We start from the raw sequence: 15,838 nt of genomic DNA, 5'->3' as shown, positions 1-15,838 counted from the left end.
CGGTCGAGCACAATTTCGCCGTATGATCACCTCCCTCGAGCATCCCCCCGACACCGCGGTCAAGTCGCGGCGCGACACCGTGACGGAGGCGTTGCTGCTCTGGCTGAGTTCTCGGCTGGGCATCATCGTCCTCGCCGTCGTGGGGGCCACGGCGATGGTGGACGGAGACACCGTCGTCCCGTTTCTGGAGCGCTGGAAGCACTGGGACGCCGACCTCCTCATCACCATCGCCGAGCACGGTTACGGCGGCGATCCGAGCGGTGAACCGGACAAGGGCCTGCCGGCCTTCTTCCCGGGGATGCCCCTGATGCTCCGCGCGGTGCATCCGTTCGTGGGCAACTGGATACTCGCCGGGCTGCTGATCTCCTTCGTGGCCGGTGCCGTGGCGATGGTGGCGCTGGCCAGGCTGGCCGAGTTCGAGGGACCGCCGGGGACCGGCTGGCGCGCGGTGCTGGCACTGCTGCTCTGGCCGATGTCGGTCTTCCTGTTCGCCGGATACAGCGAGTCCCTGTTCCTGGCCTTCGCGATCCCCGCCTGGCTGGCGGCGCGCCAAGGGCGCTGGGCGCTCGCCGCCGCGCTCGCGGCCGGGGCCTCCTGCATGCGGATCACCGGTCTGTTCCTGGCCCTCGCGCTGATCGTGGAGTTCTTCACCAAGCGGCACGCCGTACGGCAGGCGGGATGGCTGGTGCTGCCGTTCGTGCCACTGGTGCTCTACTCCGCCTACCACCACGCCAGGAGCGGCGACTGGCTGGCGTGGAACCACGCGCAGGAGGCCGGATGGGGACGGCACCTAGTGTGGCCGTGGGAGTCGTTGATCACGACCTGGAACTCGGCTCTGGGAGAGGGCCGGTTCGCGTGGGCGTTCCGTCTGGAGATCGCCGGAGCGGTCGTCGGGATCGGGCTCGTGCTGGTGCTGCTCTACCTGCGGCGATGGAGCGAGTTCGTCTACGTGGGGCTTCAGGTGGGCGCGCTGGTCTGCTCCGCCTACTACCTGTCGATCCCGCGCTCGGCGCTGCTGTGGTGGCCGCTCTTCCTGCTCATCGCCAAGGCCAGCACTCCACCCTCGCCGTGGAGACGATGGATCATCGTCGTCTACGCCCTCGTGGTGGGTCCGTTGATGGCGCTCAACACGCTGGTCTTCACGGACGGCGCCTGGGTCGGGTAGCGGCCTTACCCACATTCGTGGATAAGTAATCCAGGGAGTTATCCACAGGCTGTGGATTATTGGCGGCCGTGGACGGCCGCAGAGCTCCGCCGGCCGTGGACGGCGGCTGGAGATCGCGGCTCCGCCCGCCGTCCCGTCTCCGGCTACAGCTGCCTTCCTCTACAGGTGCTTCCTGAGGAAGGCGATGTCCTGGACCTGGCTCTCGGACGGCGTCTCCACCACGATCGGTGCGTTCGCGCTCCTGCACACGCCGAGGATGAGCTCGGTGTCGATCTGACCCGCGCCGAGGCTCGCGTGCCGGTCCGCGCCGGAGTCGAAGGCGTCACGCGAGTCGTTGCAGTGGATGAGGTCGATCCTGCCGGTGATCGCCATGATCCGCTCGACCACGTCGTCCAGTCCCTCGCCGCCCGCGTGGGCGTGGCAGGTGTCCAGGCAGAAGCCCACGTCGAAACCGTCGAGCGCCTCCCACAGCCGGGCGATGCGCTCCAGCTTGCGGGCCATCGCGTTGCCGCCGCCCGCGGTGTTCTCGATGAGCACCGGGACCTCGTGCTCCTCCATGCGCTCGAACACCTTGCGCCAGTTGTCGAAGCCCTTCTGCGGGTCGTCGCCGGCGCCGACGTGCCCGCCGTGGACGATCAGACCTTTGGCTCCGAGCTCCGCCGCCGCCGCGAGGTTCGAGCTCAGCAGCTTGCGGCTGGGGATGCGGATCCGGTTGTTGGCGGTCGCCACATTGATCACATAGGGCGCGTGGACGTAGACGTCCACGCCGGAATCCTTGATCTCCCTGGTCTTCTCACCGATGACCGGGCCCTTCCAGTCCTGCGGATTGCCGAGGAAGAACTGCACGACCTCGGCGTCACGGGCTCTGGCGTGGGCCAGCGGGTCGTCCTGATCGACATGAGCTCCGATACGCGGCATGTGTTCGAGAGTAGCCGTTTCAAGACCCCGACCAGGGGCAGTCGCAGGGCGCGCCCCGTTGCCCGCCCCCCGCGGGCTGAACACAAGGAGTCAAAGTGCCTCGCTACCGCAGAGGGATCAGCCTGATAGGTCTGATCTACATTCTGGTCGGCCTCTATGTGGCCTGGGTCTACGACTACATCACCCCCGCACTCTTGAAGGACATCGCCGAGGCCCTGCTGGCCGTCTTCCTCTGGTTCCTCGTCCTGCTGGGCGTTGACCTGCGGCTGAACGGCTAGTCATCCGGCCCCTCGGTGTGGGGTGGTCTTCGGCGGTTCGGGGCTCTACGGGAGGAAACCTCCGTGGTGGATGCCGAAGGCCACACCCACGAACGAGGCCACGATGCCCACGATGTTCATTGCGCGCTCGCGTGTCGTCGCGGAGATGTACTGCGAGTAGAGACCTCCGACGAACCCCACCGCTCCAGCCCATGACGCGAGCACGTGCATGCCCGGCATGAACCCGGTCGCGAAGGCGACCAGCCCGCAGATGAGGGTGCCGACGCTCAGGACGTCCTCGATCAGATGAGGCCGCCCACCACTGTTCAGTGCGAATCGGAACGGTCCGCGCCTGGTGGATCGGGATGCATCCGGCATGTCCACCACCCCTTTTTCCTCTCGTGGTGAGGTGCCCGCCGAGCCGACCCTCCAACCCTTGCCGGACTGGTAGGCTGTCAAGGCTGCGTTGAATGGGTGTGTTATAGCCCACCCACCACCACGAATGCCGAAATAGGCGTTCGCGGTGCACACGTCAGCGTCCTCCTGTCACGGCACGGTGTCGTGACCGCAAAAGTCCAGAGGAGGTTGGAAGTCAGCATGCGTCGTTACGAAGTAATGGTCATTCTCGACTCTTCGCTCGATGAGCGTACGGTTGCCCCTTCCCTCGACCAGTTCCTCACGGTGATCCGCAATGACGGCGGCAGCGTGGAGAAGGTCGATGTGTGGGGTCGTCGTCGGCTGTCCTACGACATCGACAAGAAGCCCGAAGGCATCTATGCCGTCATCGACCTGACTGCGGAGCCCGCCACGGTCAAGGAGCTCGACCGGCAGATGAACCTCAACGAGGGAATTCTGCGCACCAAGGTCCTGCGTCCGGACGTGCACTAAACCTCCGACATTTTGTCGGGCGGCAGCCGTACTCTGAGCCGATAACCAGCGAAGGCCGCAGGAAGGGCAGCGCTAGCCATGGCAGCAGGCGACACCACGATCACCATCGTCGGCAACCTCGTCGACGATCCGGAGCTGCGCTTCACCCCCACGGGGCAAGCAGTGGCACGGTTCCGCATCGCATCCACTCCGAGGTTCCTCGACAAGACGACCAACGAGTGGAAGGACGGCGAAGGCCTGTTCCTGACCTGCAACGTTTGGCGGCAGGCGGCGGAGAACGTCGCCGAGAGCCTCCAGCGCGGCATGCGGGTCATCGTTCAGGGACGGCTGCGCCAGCGGTCTTACGACACCAAAGAGGGCGAGAAGCGCACGGTTTACGAGGTCGAGGTCGACGAGGTCGGCCCCTCCCTGAAGAACGCGACCGCCAAGGTCAACAAAACTGCCCGTCAGGGCGGTGGCGGTGGCTTCGGCGGCGGCCCCTCCAACGACCCGTGGGCCTCCTCGGCGCCCGCCGCACCGCAAGGTGGCGGCTTCAACGGCGGCGGTGGCGGTAACTACGGTGGCGGGGGTCAGCCGCAGGGCGCCCCGCAACAGGGTGGCCAGCAGGGTGGCGGCAACTTCGGCGGCGGCGACTTCAGCGACGAACCGCCCTTCTAGGTAGCGGTCCCCCGAGACCGTCGAAGATCGCATTCTGAAACCCCAGTCCATATCCGCAGCGACCATTCCCGCCTGACGGCGGGGCTCTGAAAGGAGCACCACGATGGCCAAGCCGGCATTGCGCAAGCCTAAGAAGAAGGTTTGCCTGTTCTGCCACGACAAGATCTCCTACGTCGACTACAAGGACACGGCGCTGCTTCGGAAGTTCATCTCCGACCGCGGCAAGATCCGTGCGCGCCGGGTGACGGGCAACTGCACCCAGCACCAGCGTGACGTGGCGACCGCTATCAAGAACGCTCGTGAGATGGCGCTCCTGCCGTACATGAGCACCGCGCGCTAAGGAGGTCCGGACAAATGAAGCTCATTCTCACCAGTGAGGTCACGGGCCTCGGTGCCCCCGGTGACATCGTTGAGGTCAAGAGCGGCTACGGCCGCAACTACCTGCTCCCCCGTGGCTTCGCGATCCTGTGGACGCGTGGCGGCGAGAAGCAGATCACCTCGATCAAGAAGGCCCGCGACGCCCGCGAGATCCGCGACGTCGGCACCGCCAAGGAAGTCGCCGGCCAGCTCAAGTCCCTGAAGGTGGTCCTGAAGACGAAGGCGGGCGACTCCGGTCGTCTCTTCGGCTCCATCACCACGAGCGACGTCGCCGAGGCCGTCAAGGCCGCCGGCGGCCCGCTGCTCGACCGCCGTCGCATCGAGATCGCCTCCGCGATCAAGAGCCTCGGCTCTCACCGGGTCAGCGTCAAGCTGCACCCGGAGGTCTCCGCCGCCCTCGACATCGAGGTCGTCGCGGCCTGACAGGCCCCATGAGACAAGGGCTCCTCCCCACCCGGGAGGAGCCCTTGTCCGTGTGGGGGGACACCGTGCCCTTCCCGGTGTCCGTGGGTGAGCCGGGTTCGTGGCGAGGCCGCGTCATCTCCGATGTCCGTGGTGTGAGCCCGTGGCAGTGGCGACACCACGCTCTTCCCGGCGTTCGTGCGTAAGCCTGTGTCTGCGGCGAGACCATGTCCTTCGTGCGTAAGCCCGTGTCTGCGGCGAGACCATGTCCTTCGTGCGTAAGCCCGTGTCTGCGGCGAGACCATGTCCTTCGTGCGCGAGCCCGTGTCTGCGGCGAGACCATGTCCTTCGTGCGCGAGCCCGTGTCCGTGTGGTGAGACCGCGTCCTTCCTAGTCACGGCGGATACGTACAATTCGGGGGTTGTTGCTTCGCTCTGGAGGTTTTTCATGGTCCGTCCTTCGATGCTGCTCGCGCTGGGCGCCCTCACTGTGGCCGCGGTAGCCTGTGCGCCGGCCTCGGAAACCGCGACCCAGACGACCGCCTCCGCCCCGGCCACCTGTGCCAAGGACCAGCTCACGCTGAAGACGGCGGGCAAGCTGACCATCGGCACCGACAAGCCCGCCTACGAGCCGTGGTTCAAGGACGATACCCCGGCCAACGGCAAGGGCTTCGAGAGCGCGGTGGCGTACGCGATCGCCAAGCAGCTCGGCTTCGGAAACAACGAGATCACCTGGGCCACGGTGAAGTTCGACTCCGCGTTCGCCCCCGGCGCCAAGCAGTTCGACCTCGACTTCAACCAGGTCTCCGTCACTCCTGACCGGGCCAAGGTCGTCGACTTCAGCGACGGCTACTACACGGTCAAGCAGGCCGTGGTCGCGCTGGACGGCTCCAAGATCGCCTCTGCGACGGACCTGGCGAGCCTGAAGGACGCCAAGATCGGCGTTCAGGTCGGCACCACCTCCCTGCAGGCGGTCAAGGACGTCATCAAGCCCACGACCGAGCTGAACGTCTACAACGAGCAGATCGACGCGGTGAACGCGCTGAAGAACAAGCAGGTCGACGCCGTGGTGGTGGACCTGCCCACCGCGTTCTACGTGACCGCGGCTCAGGTCGAGGGCTCCAAGATCGTCGGCCAGTTCGGTACCGCCTCCGGCGCGCCCGAGGTCTTCGGCGCGGTCTTCGAGAAGGGCAGCCCGCTGGTGAGCTGCGTCAACGAGGCGATCGGCAAGCTGACCGCCTCCGGTGAGCTCGCCAAGATCGAAACCGAGTGGCTCGGCTCGGCCGCGGGTGCGCCGGAGCTGAAGTGACCGGCGAGCAGCCACCGGCCTCCGGCCCCGTGCCGGGGGAGAGCGTGTCCGGCTCGCCGTACGGCGGCGGTCGATGAAGAGTGACGGGCAGATGGCGATACCCACCGACTGGGTGAAGAGCGAACGGCAGGTGGAGCGGGAGCGGCTCCGCAGGCAGAGGTCGCGACGGTCGAGCTCGATCGCGACGGCCTCGACGATCCTGGTGATCGTCCTGCTTTTCTGGGTCTTCACCAACTCGCCCGGCTGGCCTCGGGTCCAGGAGACGTTCTTCAACTCCGAGCAGTTCATGAACGCGCTGCCGGAGGTGCTGAGCGGGTTCCTGCTCAACATCAAGATCTTCCTGATCGCCGAGCCGTTGATCCTGATCGTGGGTCTGCTGGTCGCGCTGACCCGCAACCTCAGGGCGCCGGTGTTCTTTCCGCTCCGCGCTCTCGCGGTGGCCTACACCGACATCTTCCGCGGCGTGCCCACGATCCTGGTCATCTATCTCGTCGGCTTCGGCCTGCCCGCGCTCGGCCTGCAAGGCATGCCGACGGATCTCGCGACGCTGGGCGTCATCGCGCTCACCCTGTCCTACGGGGCGTACGTGGCGGAGGTCTTCCGCGCGGGCATCGAGTCGGTGCACCCCAGCCAGTGGGCCGCCGCCCGGTCCCTCGGGCTGAGCCACGGCAGGACCATGCGGTACGTGGTGGTTCCCCAGGCGGTGCGCCGGGTGGTGCCACCGCTGCTCAACGACTTCGTCTCGCTGCAGAAGGACACCGCGCTGGTCGCCACGATCGGCCCGCTGGAGGCGCTGCGCCAGGCGCAGATCCACGCCGCCAGCACGTTCAACTACACGCCCTACCTGGCGGCGGCGCTGCTGTTCATCCTGCTCACCATTCCCATGGCCCGCTTCACCGACTACCTGGCGGCCCGCTCACAGAAGCGGCGAGGCCAGTGACCGGGCAGGACGGCGGGCACGGCCACCCTGCCTCGCGAGCCGGCAGGCGAGGCGGCCCCGATCCGCGGGCCGGTGGGCGAAGCGGTCCCGAGACGTGTTCCGGCGGCCGATCCGGTCCTGCCCCGCGGGCCGGTAGGCGGGCCGTCCCTGCTCCGCGGGCCGGTGGGCGAAGCGGTCCCGAGACGTGTTCCGGCGGCCGATCCGGTCCTGCCCCGCGGGCCGGTAGGCGGGCCGTCCCTGCTCCGCGGGCCGGTGGGCGCGGCGGTCTTGAAGCGTGTTCCGGCGAGCCGCCGGGCGAGGAGAATCCATGAGCCTGCTGACCATCGAGGGTCTGTGGAAGAACTACCACGGCCACAACGTGCTGCGCGGGATCGACCTGACGGTCGAGGCACACGAGGTGGTCTGCCTGATCGGGGCCTCCGGCTCGGGCAAGTCCACCCTGCTGCGCTGCGTCAACCTGCTGGAGACAGCCGACGACGGCACGATCCACCTGGACGGCAAGGAGATCACCGACGTCCGGGCCGACGCCGACGATGTGCGGAAGCGCATGGGCATCGTGTTCCAGGCGTTCAACCTCTTCCCGCACATGACCGTGCTGGACAACATCACGCTGGCCCCGCGCAAGGTGCACAAGATCGGCAGGGAGCAGGCCGAGGCGCAGGCCCGCGACCTGCTGGCCAGGTTCGGTCTGGCGGCCAAGGCGGGCTCCTACCCCGACCAGCTCTCCGGCGGCCAGCAGCAACGCGCCGCCATCATTCGGGCCATGGCCACGCAGCCCCGCCTGATGTTGCTGGACGAGGTCACCTCGGCGCTGGACCCGGAGCTGGTCACGGAGGTGCTCGGGGTCATCCGGGAGCTCAAGGAGGGCGGGATGACCATGATCCTGACCACTCATGAGATGAGCTTCTGCCGCGAGATCGCGGACACCGTCTGCTTCCTCGACGGCGGGGTGCTCCTCGAACGCGGCACCCCCGAGCAGATCTTCAACGACCCCGGCCAGCCCCGCACCCGGGAGTTCCTGCAGAGTGTGATCGCCGCCCGGCGGTTGTGAAGCCTTTGGCGAGGCCTCAGCGCCGGTGCCTGCCCCTGAACCCGGTGTCGGAGGGGATGACGGTGGGAGGCTCCGCCGGAGGCCGTACTCCGGCGAGCACGCTGTTGCGCCTGCCGTACCCGAGGTAGACCAGCACGCCGAAGGCCATCCAGAGGATGAAGTACAGCCAGGTGATGACCTGGAGATTCACCATGAGCCACAGGCAGGCGGCGATCGAGGCGATCGGCACCACGGGGGAGAGCGGGGTGCGAAAGCCCCGGGGCAGGTCGGGCATCGTCCGCCGCATCCTGATCACCCCGCCGGCCACGGCGACGAACACGAACAGGGCGCCGATCACGACCAGCGGTTCGAGCGTGAGCACCGGCACGAACTCGGCCAGCAGGATCGCCAGGCCGCCGATGAGCAGGGTGACGCCGGTCGGGTTGTGATAGGTCTTGTTGATCTTGGCTAGCCGGCGGGGGATGAGCCCGTCACGGGCCATGGAGAACATGACGCGGGTCAGGCCGACGAGCAGCACCAGGATGACGGTGGTCAGGCCGAGGACCGCGCCGACGTTGATGATGTGCACCATGAAACCGTTGCCCACCTGGCGGAAGGCGTTGGCGAGCGGGGCGCTGGGGTCGATCTTGTTGTACGGGGTCATGCCGACCATCACCAGCGCGACCGCGATGTAGATGACCGTGGTGACGATCAGGCTGCGGATGATGCCCGTCGGGATCGACCGAGGCGCGTCCTTGGACTCCTCCGCCGCGGTGGCCACGACGTCGAACCCGATGTAGGCGAAGGTGATGGCAGCCGAGGCGGCGAAGATGCCGAACCAGCCGAAGGCGCTCGTCTGGCCGAAGACGATGCCGAGCAGCGGGGAGTGCAGGGTGTCCGCGGTCTTCGTGGCGGGAGCCGCCGGGACGGGGATGGCGGCGAGGTTGCGCTGGTCGAAGTGGATGGCGCCGACCACGATGACCGCGCCGATGGCCAGCAGCTTGGCGATCACAATGATCCACAGGGCGCGCAGGCCGATCCGGGAGCCCAGGGCGACCACGGCCGTCAGCAACACCAGAATGAGCAGCGTGAACAGATCGAAGCCCTCGGCCTGGCCGACCATCCCGGCAAGCGGCTCGGGAAAGCGCACACCGAGATCGGTGAGCATCTGGGCGGCGTAGAGAGACCAGGCGCGGGCCACCGCCGCGGCGGCCAGCAGGAACTCCAGCAGCAGCGCCCAGCCGACGATCCAGGCCCAGACCTCGCCGAAGATGACGTAGGTGAAGGTGTAGGCACTTCCCGAGGCCGGCATGGCCGAGGACAGCTCCGCGAAGCAGAAGGCCACCAGCAGGCTGGTAATTCCAGCGATCATGAAGGAGAGGATCACGCCTGGGCCGGCCATCGTGGCGGCCTGGCGGCCGGCGAGGCTGAAAATGCCCGCGCCGATCATGACGCCGACGCCGAGGACGATGAGATCCACCGGCCCGTAGGCCATGGGGAGACCGTGGCGCGCACTGTTCCACTGCCCCATGGCGTGGCTCGGCGGCATACGGCGCACGATCGACGAGGAGGGGCCTAAGGGCACGACGTGACCAATCATGATGGGTGGTGAGAACACCCGCATCGCCAGGTTCGTTTTACAGTGCCGCAGGAGATCGCCGCCGTACAAGGGCTAGCCGGTCACGTGGTGGACACCTCCCGGTCACGCACCGATCACCAACCACCGGGTTCCGTACGCGCGCAGTCCCAGGGTGATCATCCGAGCCACCATCCACACGCCGAGCGCCATCCAGAGCATGACCAGGCCGCCGCCGGAGACGATCACCAGGAGCGAGGCGGGCAGGTAGGCGAGCGTCGTCCACACCCCCGCCCAGGCGAGATAGCGCTGGTCCCCGGCGCCGATCAGCACCCCGTCCAGGACGAACACCACCCCGGCGATCGGCTGCAGGACCGCCACCGTCCAGAGCAGGTCGAGCAGCTCCCCGGTCACGAACGGATTCGCGTCGAACACGGCGGGAACGAACGGCCTGGCCACGACCACGAGCAACCCGAGCACCACGCCCGAGCCGATCCCCCACACGACCATCCTCCAGGTCGCCTCGCGGGTCCCCGCCACGTCACCCGCTCCCAGGGCCCGGCCGGTGATGGCCTGCCCGGCGATGGCGATCGCGTCCAGGGCCAGCGCCAGCAGGGTCCAGATCCTGGTGGCGATCGTGTGGGCCGCGATCTGGTCCTCTCCCATCCTGGTGGCGACTCCCGCCGCGATGAGCAGCACCGCCTGCAGGCACGCCGTACGGATGACCAGCGCGATCCCGGCCGAACCCGCGGCCCTGATACCCGCGAGATCAGGCCGGAGAGGCGCCCGCTGCCGCCCGAAGATCAGGGCGAGATAGACGGCGGCGGCGAGCGACTGGGCCATCACCGTGCCCCAGGCCGAACCGGCGACGCCCCAGCCCAGGCCCAGGACGAACACGACGTTGAGCACCGCGTTGAGGGTGAACGAACCCACGGACACCAGCAGCGGTGTCCTGGTGTCCTGCATGCCGCGCAGGACCCCGGTCCCCGCCAGCACCAGCAACATGGCCGGCACGCCCAGCAGACTGATCCGCAGATAGGTCACGGCCTGCCGGGCGAGCTCTCCCTCGGCGCCGATCAGATGAACGAGCCAGGGTGCGAGCGGCCATACGACCACGATGATCACCAGTCCGACCCCGGCGGCCAGCCAGAGACCGTCCACCCCCTGGCGCATCGCCTGCCGAGTGTTGCCCGCACCGATCTGCCGGGCCACGGCCGCCGTCGTGCCGTAGGCCAGGAACACGCACAGTCCCACCAGGAGGCTCAGCACCGTGCTCGCCACTCCCACCGCACCGAGCGCGGGAGCGGGCAGGCGGCTGACGATGACGGTGTCCGTCAACAGGAACAGCGGCTCGGCGACCAGGGCGCCGAAGGCGGGAAGGGCGAGCCGGAGGATCTGTCTGTCGTGACGGCGACCTGAACCGAGGGTAAGAGGCACAGCTCAATTGTGCCTCTTACCTTTGGGTGGACCCCCAGCGGGACGAAGGGTGCGGGTCATGCCATGTGAGGCGAGTCTCAGCGTGTCGCCCCAACTTTCTTTTCTCCACAGGCGGTGGATGACGTTTTCCCTGCTCAGACGGCCCTTGCTGCCTGTGGATAAGAGTTATCCACAGAACTGTCCCCAGGGTGCCCACACCTCTGGGGAAGAACTGCACAGCTTATCCACACCTCTATCGACAGGCCACGTTGCTACTGGCCCCAAGAGCCGCGAAACTGTCAGACCGGTCAGCTACAAGTTGATAGCACGACCGAGTTGGAAGGGGGGTGCGCGGTGAGTATCGCGGAGCCACCGGTCTTCGAGCCTGGGTTCGAGCGCACGCCGCCGAACAACATCGAGGCCGAGCAGTCCGTCCTCGGTGGCATGCTCCTGTCAAAGGACGCCATCGCAGACGTGGTCGAGATCATCCGATCTGACGACTTCTACCGTCCGGCCCATCAGATCATCTACGACATCATCATTGATCTCTACGGCCGCGGCGACCCCGCCGACGCCGTCACCATCTTCGACGAGCTGCAGAAGAGAGGCGAGGTCGCCCGGGTCGGCGGCGGCGCCTACCTTCACACGCTGACCGCCGTCGTGCCCACCGCCGCGAACGCGGGCTACTACGCGAGGATCGTTCGCGAGCAGGCCATCCTCCGTCGGCTGATCGAGGCCGGCACCCGCATCGTCTCCTACGGCTACGGCGGCCAGGACGAGGAGGTCGACGAGCTCGTCGACCGCGCCCAGGCAGAGATCTACAAGGTCACCGAGCGCCGCACCTCCGAGGACTACATCCCCCTGGCCGACATCATGCCGGGCGCCCTCGACGAGCTGGAGGCCATCGGCGGCCGAGGCGGCCAGATGGTCGGCGTCCCGACGGGCTTCCAGGACCTCGACGCCCTCACCAACGGCCTGCACCCCGGCCAGATGATCGTTGTGGCCGCGAGACCGGCCATTGGTAAGTCGACTTTGGGACTGGATTTCGCTAGATCTGCCGCTATTAAGCACGGCATGACGACTGTTGTGTTCTCGCTGGAAATGTCCCGTAATGAGATCACGATGCGTCTGCTGTCGGCCGAGGCACGGGTGGCGTTGCACGCCATGCGTTCGGGCACGATGACCGACGACGACTGGGCCAAGCTGGCCCGGCGGATGGGCGAGGTGGCCGAGGCGCCGCTGTTCATCGACGACTCGCCCAACATGTCGATGATGGAGATCCGGGCCAAGTGCCGCCGTCTCAAGCAACGTAACGACCTGCGGTTTGTCATCATCGACTACCTGCAGCTGATGTCCTCGCCGAAGAAGACGGAGAGCCGCCAGAACGAGGTCTCCGAGATCTCCCGTGCCATCAAGCTCCTGGCCAAGGAACTGGAGGTCCCGGTCATCGCGATCTCGCAGCTGAACCGTGGCCCCGAGCAGCGAACGGACAAAAGGCCCATGGTCAGCGACCTTCGCGAGTCAGGAAGCATCGAGCAGGACGCCGACATGGTCATCCTTCTCCACCGGGAAGACGCGTATGAGCGCGAGTCGCCCCGGGCGGGCGAGGCCGACCTGATCGTGGCCAAGCACCGTAACGGCCCCACCGCCACGGTCACCGTGGCCTTCCAGGGCCACTACAGCCGCTTCGTCGACATGGCTCCGCATTAGGTGATCTTCCGGGTTCTCGTCTCGGTCCCGGCTCAACGACGATCTCGGCTAGGAAAGAACGGCCTCCTTCTCGTCCGGACGCGGCGCCTCACCGGCTGAGGCCGGCGCGGGGATCGGGCCGAAACGTCGGCGGTAGGCGGTCGGGCTGAGGCCGGTCTGCCGGCGCAGCTGGGTGCGCAGGTTCGAGGCGGTCCCGAGCCCGCTGAGCCGGGCCACCGTGTCGAGCCGGAGCTCACCGCGCTCGATCAGCCGGCAGGCCAGCGTGACCCTTTCGACGGTGAGCCAGGCCAGGGGGGTGGTGCCGAGCTGGGTCCCGAACCGCCGGTGCAGGGTGGCGGGGCTGACCGCCGCGCGTGCCGCCAGGTCGGTGATGGTCAGTGGCAGGTCCAGCCGCTCCTGGGCCCAGGTCAGTACGGGGGCCAGGGACGTATCCGGTATGGCGGGGATGGGCCGTTCGACGAACTGCCGCTGGCCGCCGTCTCGATGCGCCGCGAACACCAGGCGACGGCTCACCGCGTTGGTCACCTCGGCGCCGTGGTCGCGGCGGATCAGGTGCAGGCAGAGGTCCAGCGCGGCCGCGCTGCCCGCCGCGGTCAGCACATCGCCGTCGTCCACGAACAGCACGTCCGGTTCGAGGCGAACCTGGGGATAGCGGGTGACGAACGACTCCGCCCAGCTCCAGTGCGTGGTGGCTCGGCGGCCGTCGAGGACGCCGGCCGCGGCGAGGGCGAAGGCGCCGGTGCAGAAGCTCACCAGCCGGGCGCCCCGCGCTGCGCCGCGCCGGATGGCGTCCAGTACGGCCGGGGCCGGCTCCACCAACGGATCGGGCCGGTTGGGCACGATCACGGTGTCGGCCTCGTCGACCGCGTCGAGGCCGGCGACATCGGACAGCGTGAACAGTCCGGAGTGCATGCGGACGGCGGGCAGCGCGGCGCAGAGCGTGAAGTCGTACCAGGGCCGGTCGAGCTCGGGACGGCGCAGCCCGAACAGCTCGGTCGCCACGCCCAGCTCGAACGGGTTTGAGCCCTCATCGACGATCATGGTCACCCGATGAGGTCGATCCATGGCGTTTTGAGAGTATTCATGCGACATATGCGATTCGTAGCACTCGTGCTGTCCGGGCGCCACCGGTCACGATGGCCTCATGATGAATGAACCCATCCTTCTGCAGGCCGCGCTGGCCGGTTTCGACGACCTCTGGAGCCCGCGGATCGTCACCCGGGTCAACGACTACGACCTCCGGATCGCCAAGGTGGCCGGCGAGCACGTCTGGCATGTCCACGAGAACACCGACGAGTTCTTCCTGACACTCGAAGGGGAGCTGACCATCGCCCTGCGCGACGGCGACGCGGGTCCCGATCGGAGCGAACGTGTTGTCACGCTGCCGCGGGGTGCGGTGTTCGTCGTCCCCCGCGGAGTCGAGCACAGGCCGTCGTCGGCGACGGGGGCCTCGATCCTGATGTTCGAGCCGACCGGCACCGTGAGCGTCGGTGACCGGCACGATCCGATTCCCGATCACGTTGACGCCACCACGGGTCACGCCCTCGGCTGAGCCGCTCTTGGGGCGAAGGCCAAGGTCGTCGGCGTGGCCGATGGAGAGGTCGTGGAGCACCCACCCCGCGGGCGGCCGTCGGCGCCGCTCCGGAACGTTCCTTCAGGACCCGATGAGCTCCGCCGCGCGTTCGGCGATGGCGTAGACGGTCGCGTTGGTGTTGGCGGACGGGATGGAGGGAATCACGGAGCCGTCGGCCACCCGGAGCCCGCTGACGCCGTGCACGCGCAGGTCGGTGTCGACGACGGCCATCTCGTCCCGGCCGATCCGGCACGTCCCGACCGGGTGGCAGTAGGAGGCCAGGGTCTCGCGCACGTAGGCGCGCAGGCCGGCGTCGTCGTCCAGGCCGGGGCCGACTTCCTGGCCGCGCCAGGGATCGAGGGCGCTCGCGCGTCCGATCTCCCGGGCCAGACGCAGGCCGGTGACCATCGTGGTGAGATCGTGGTCGTCGCCGTAGTAGTTCGGGTCCAGCACCGGTGCGGTGTCCACTCCGGCGCCCGCGAGCCGGACCGTGCCGCGGCTGCGGGGGAGCATCACCGAGACCGCGATGGTGTAGCCCTGTTCGAGGTTGGGAACGTGGCCCGGGGCGTCGATGAAGACCATCTGGAGGTCGGGCGCGTCCAGCGCGGGATCGCTGCGCAGCAGGCCGGCGATCTCAGCGTGGTTGTACCGCGCGGCGGGGATCGGCTGCGCCGCGCCGTACACGACGTTGGCGATGGGGTGATCGTGCAGGTTGGCCCCGACTCCAGGGAGGTCCGTCACGACCTCGACCCCGACCTCCCGCAGGTGGGCCTGCGGGCCGATGCCGGAGACCATCAGCAGCTGCGCCGAGCCGATGCTGCCCGCGGTCAGTACGACCTCGCCCGAACAGTGGGCCGTGACCGTATCCGCCGCCGTGCTGTATTCGACCCCGGTGCAGCGGCCGTGTTCGATCCGCACCCTGTGCACCAGCGCGTCGGTCACGATGTCGAGGTTGGGACGGTTCGCCGCGAAGGCGGTGAGGTAGGCGTCGGCGGCGCTCTGGCGCCTGCCGTCGACGATGTTCAGGTCGGTCAGGCCGAACCCCTCCTCCAGCCCGCCGCTGATGTCGCTCGCGCGGCGGTATCCGGTCTCCACCGCCGCCTCCAGGCATGCCGCCAGCACCGGGTTGGGCGATGCGGCCGGCGCCACGCTCAGGGGGCCGTCGACTCCCCGCAGGGAGAGATCGCGCCCCGCGGTGTTCTCGCTGCGCTTGAAGTAGGGGAGCAGGTCGTCGAACCCCCAACCCTCCGCGCCGGCCGCGACCCACGCGTCATAGCTGGAGCGGTGCCCACGCAGGAAGCCCATGGCGTTGATGGCCGACGATCCGCCGAGCCCGCGCCCGCGGGGCAGGAGCGCCGCCGTTCCGGTGGCGGCCTGCACGACGGTGAACTCGCCCCAGCTCGCCGAACTCCGCACCAGGGTCGGCCAGGCGGACGGGACGGCCATGGCCGGGAGCGACTGCTCGCTCCCGGCCTCCAGCAGGAGCACGCGTGCGCCGCCGTTCTCCGACAGGCGCGAAGCGATCACGCAGCCGGCGGATCCGCCGCCCACGACGATGAAGTCATAACCATCTACCGGGGATTTCATGGAGTCGGCCCTCACTGTGTTTGACGTGGGTGT

At 68.0% G+C, this 15,838-nt stretch carries 17 protein-coding genes; 11 read left to right on the top strand and 6 right to left on the bottom strand.

The window, feature by feature from the left end; all coding sequences use genetic code 11:
• The first annotated feature begins 22 nt into the window (after positions 1 to 22).
• Positions 23 to 1,165: a mannosyltransferase family protein gene (locus DKM19_RS46610; RefSeq protein ID WP_110704994.1), complete on the top strand. Its 1,143-nt coding sequence runs from the start codon at positions 23 to 25 to the stop codon at positions 1,163 to 1,165.
• Between the two features lie 159 nt (positions 1,166 to 1,324).
• On the opposite strand, the gene DKM19_RS46605 is transcribed toward DKM19_RS46610, so the two are convergent.
• Positions 1,325 to 2,083, bottom strand: a complete 759-nt coding sequence (locus DKM19_RS46605) for a deoxyribonuclease IV (RefSeq protein WP_110704993.1) — start codon at positions 2,081 to 2,083, stop codon at positions 1,325 to 1,327.
• Between the two features lie 95 nt (positions 2,084 to 2,178).
• On the opposite strand from DKM19_RS46605, the gene DKM19_RS46600 reads away from it, so the two are divergent.
• Positions 2,179 to 2,361 (top strand): hypothetical protein, encoded by a 183-nt coding sequence (locus tag DKM19_RS46600; protein WP_089209120.1) that lies wholly within the window; start codon positions 2,179 to 2,181, stop codon positions 2,359 to 2,361.
• 45 nt (positions 2,362 to 2,406) lie between these two features.
• Here DKM19_RS46600 and DKM19_RS46595 read toward each other — a convergent pair whose 3' ends face one another.
• Positions 2,407 to 2,718 (bottom strand): hypothetical protein, encoded by a 312-nt coding sequence (locus DKM19_RS46595; protein ID WP_110706478.1) that lies wholly within the window; start codon positions 2,716 to 2,718, stop codon positions 2,407 to 2,409.
• A gap of 219 nt (positions 2,719 to 2,937) precedes the next feature.
• Here DKM19_RS46595 and rpsF point away from each other — a divergent pair, with 219 nt between their 5' ends.
• The 7 genes from rpsF (at position 2,938) to DKM19_RS46560 (ending at position 7,964) form a co-directional block, all read left to right on the top strand.
• Positions 2,938 to 3,228 (top strand): 30S ribosomal protein S6, encoded by a 291-nt coding sequence (gene rpsF / locus DKM19_RS46590; protein ID WP_110704992.1) that lies wholly within the window; start codon positions 2,938 to 2,940, stop codon positions 3,226 to 3,228.
• A 78-nt stretch (positions 3,229 to 3,306) separates the two neighbouring features.
• Complete coding sequence (locus tag DKM19_RS46585) at positions 3,307 to 3,885, top strand: single-stranded DNA-binding protein (protein WP_110704991.1); 579 nt, start codon at positions 3,307 to 3,309, stop codon at positions 3,883 to 3,885.
• 103 nt (positions 3,886 to 3,988) lie between these two features.
• Positions 3,989 to 4,225, top strand: coding sequence for a 30S ribosomal protein S18 (rpsR, locus tag DKM19_RS46580; RefSeq protein ID WP_012895699.1), 237 nt, complete (start codon positions 3,989 to 3,991; stop codon positions 4,223 to 4,225).
• Positions 4,226 to 4,239: 14 nt separating this feature from the next.
• Positions 4,240 to 4,686: a 50S ribosomal protein L9 gene (rplI, locus tag DKM19_RS46575; protein ID WP_110704990.1), complete on the top strand. Its 447-nt coding sequence runs from the start codon at positions 4,240 to 4,242 to the stop codon at positions 4,684 to 4,686.
• A gap of 426 nt (positions 4,687 to 5,112) precedes the next feature.
• Complete coding sequence (locus tag DKM19_RS46570) at positions 5,113 to 5,973, top strand: ABC transporter substrate-binding protein (protein WP_110704989.1); 861 nt, start codon at positions 5,113 to 5,115, stop codon at positions 5,971 to 5,973.
• A gap of 91 nt (positions 5,974 to 6,064) precedes the next feature.
• Positions 6,065 to 6,913, top strand: a complete 849-nt coding sequence (locus DKM19_RS46565; protein ID WP_110706477.1) for an amino acid ABC transporter permease — start codon at positions 6,065 to 6,067, stop codon at positions 6,911 to 6,913.
• A gap of 307 nt (positions 6,914 to 7,220) precedes the next feature.
• Positions 7,221 to 7,964, top strand: a complete 744-nt coding sequence (locus DKM19_RS46560; protein WP_204358544.1) for an amino acid ABC transporter ATP-binding protein — start codon at positions 7,221 to 7,223, stop codon at positions 7,962 to 7,964.
• 16 nt (positions 7,965 to 7,980) lie between these two features.
• Here the strand turns inward: DKM19_RS46560 and DKM19_RS46555 are convergent, their stop codons facing one another.
• Together DKM19_RS46555 and DKM19_RS46550 are read right to left on the bottom strand one after the other, a co-directional pair.
• On the bottom strand, positions 7,981 to 9,492 hold the full coding sequence (locus DKM19_RS46555; protein WP_239513967.1) for an APC family permease: 1,512 nt from the start codon (positions 9,490 to 9,492) through the stop codon (positions 7,981 to 7,983).
• A 153-nt stretch (positions 9,493 to 9,645) separates the two neighbouring features.
• Positions 9,646 to 10,956, bottom strand: a complete 1,311-nt coding sequence (locus DKM19_RS46550) for an MATE family efflux transporter (RefSeq protein ID WP_110704988.1) — start codon at positions 10,954 to 10,956, stop codon at positions 9,646 to 9,648.
• A gap of 333 nt (positions 10,957 to 11,289) precedes the next feature.
• Between DKM19_RS46550 and dnaB the strand changes: the two genes are divergently transcribed.
• Positions 11,290 to 12,645 carry a replicative DNA helicase gene (gene dnaB, locus DKM19_RS46545; protein WP_089209113.1) on the top strand — a complete coding sequence of 452 codons (1,356 nt, stop codon included), beginning with the start codon at positions 11,290 to 11,292 and terminating at the stop codon, positions 12,643 to 12,645.
• Positions 12,646 to 12,693: 48 nt separating this feature from the next.
• Here dnaB and DKM19_RS46540 read toward each other — a convergent pair whose 3' ends face one another.
• On the bottom strand, positions 12,694 to 13,692 hold the full coding sequence (locus tag DKM19_RS46540) for a helix-turn-helix domain-containing protein (protein ID WP_204358543.1): 999 nt from the start codon (positions 13,690 to 13,692) through the stop codon (positions 12,694 to 12,696).
• Between the two features lie 97 nt (positions 13,693 to 13,789).
• Here DKM19_RS46540 and DKM19_RS46535 point away from each other — a divergent pair, with 97 nt between their 5' ends.
• A complete protein-coding gene (locus DKM19_RS46535) occupies positions 13,790 to 14,197 on the top strand; it encodes a cupin domain-containing protein (RefSeq protein WP_110704986.1) in 408 nt (135 codons plus the stop codon).
• Between the two features lie 102 nt (positions 14,198 to 14,299).
• Here the strand turns inward: DKM19_RS46535 and DKM19_RS46530 are convergent, their stop codons facing one another.
• Positions 14,300 to 15,805: a GMC family oxidoreductase gene (locus tag DKM19_RS46530; RefSeq protein ID WP_110704985.1), complete on the bottom strand. Its 1,506-nt coding sequence runs from the start codon at positions 15,803 to 15,805 to the stop codon at positions 14,300 to 14,302.
• Between the last annotated feature and the right edge of the window lie 33 nt (positions 15,806 to 15,838).

The sequence above is a fragment of the Streptosporangium sp. 'caverna' genome, assembly GCF_003203775.1.
Classification (GTDB): Bacteria; Actinomycetota; Actinomycetes; order Streptosporangiales; family Streptosporangiaceae; genus Streptosporangium; species Streptosporangium subroseum.
Note: the sequence above shows the minus strand (reverse complement) of the source record. Positions and strands in the feature narration are given on the sequence as shown.

Coding starts and splice junctions, on each gene's coding strand:
- DKM19_RS46610 (WP_110704994.1), top strand. CDS start 23: ATGATCACCTCCCTCGAGCATCCCCCCGACACCGCGGTCAAGTCGCGG.
- DKM19_RS46605 (WP_110704993.1), bottom strand. CDS start 2,083: ATGCCGCGTATCGGAGCTCATGTCGATCAGGACGACCCGCTGGCCCAC.
- DKM19_RS46595 (WP_110706478.1), bottom strand. CDS start 2,718: ATGCCGGATGCATCCCGATCCACCAGGCGCGGACCGTTCCGATTCGCA.
- rpsF (WP_110704992.1), top strand. CDS start 2,938: ATGCGTCGTTACGAAGTAATGGTCATTCTCGACTCTTCGCTCGATGAG.
- DKM19_RS46585 (WP_110704991.1), top strand. CDS start 3,307: ATGGCAGCAGGCGACACCACGATCACCATCGTCGGCAACCTCGTCGAC.
- rpsR (WP_012895699.1), top strand. CDS start 3,989: ATGGCCAAGCCGGCATTGCGCAAGCCTAAGAAGAAGGTTTGCCTGTTC.
- rplI (WP_110704990.1), top strand. CDS start 4,240: ATGAAGCTCATTCTCACCAGTGAGGTCACGGGCCTCGGTGCCCCCGGT.
- DKM19_RS46570 (WP_110704989.1), top strand. CDS start 5,113: ATGGTCCGTCCTTCGATGCTGCTCGCGCTGGGCGCCCTCACTGTGGCC.
- DKM19_RS46565 (WP_110706477.1), top strand. CDS start 6,065: ATGGCGATACCCACCGACTGGGTGAAGAGCGAACGGCAGGTGGAGCGG.
- DKM19_RS46560 (WP_204358544.1), top strand. CDS start 7,221: ATGAGCCTGCTGACCATCGAGGGTCTGTGGAAGAACTACCACGGCCAC.
- DKM19_RS46555 (WP_239513967.1), bottom strand. CDS start 9,492: ATGCCGCCGAGCCACGCCATGGGGCAGTGGAACAGTGCGCGCCACGGT.
- DKM19_RS46535 (WP_110704986.1), top strand. CDS start 13,790: ATGATGAATGAACCCATCCTTCTGCAGGCCGCGCTGGCCGGTTTCGAC.
- DKM19_RS46530 (WP_110704985.1), bottom strand. CDS start 15,805: ATGAAATCCCCGGTAGATGGTTATGACTTCATCGTCGTGGGCGGCGGA.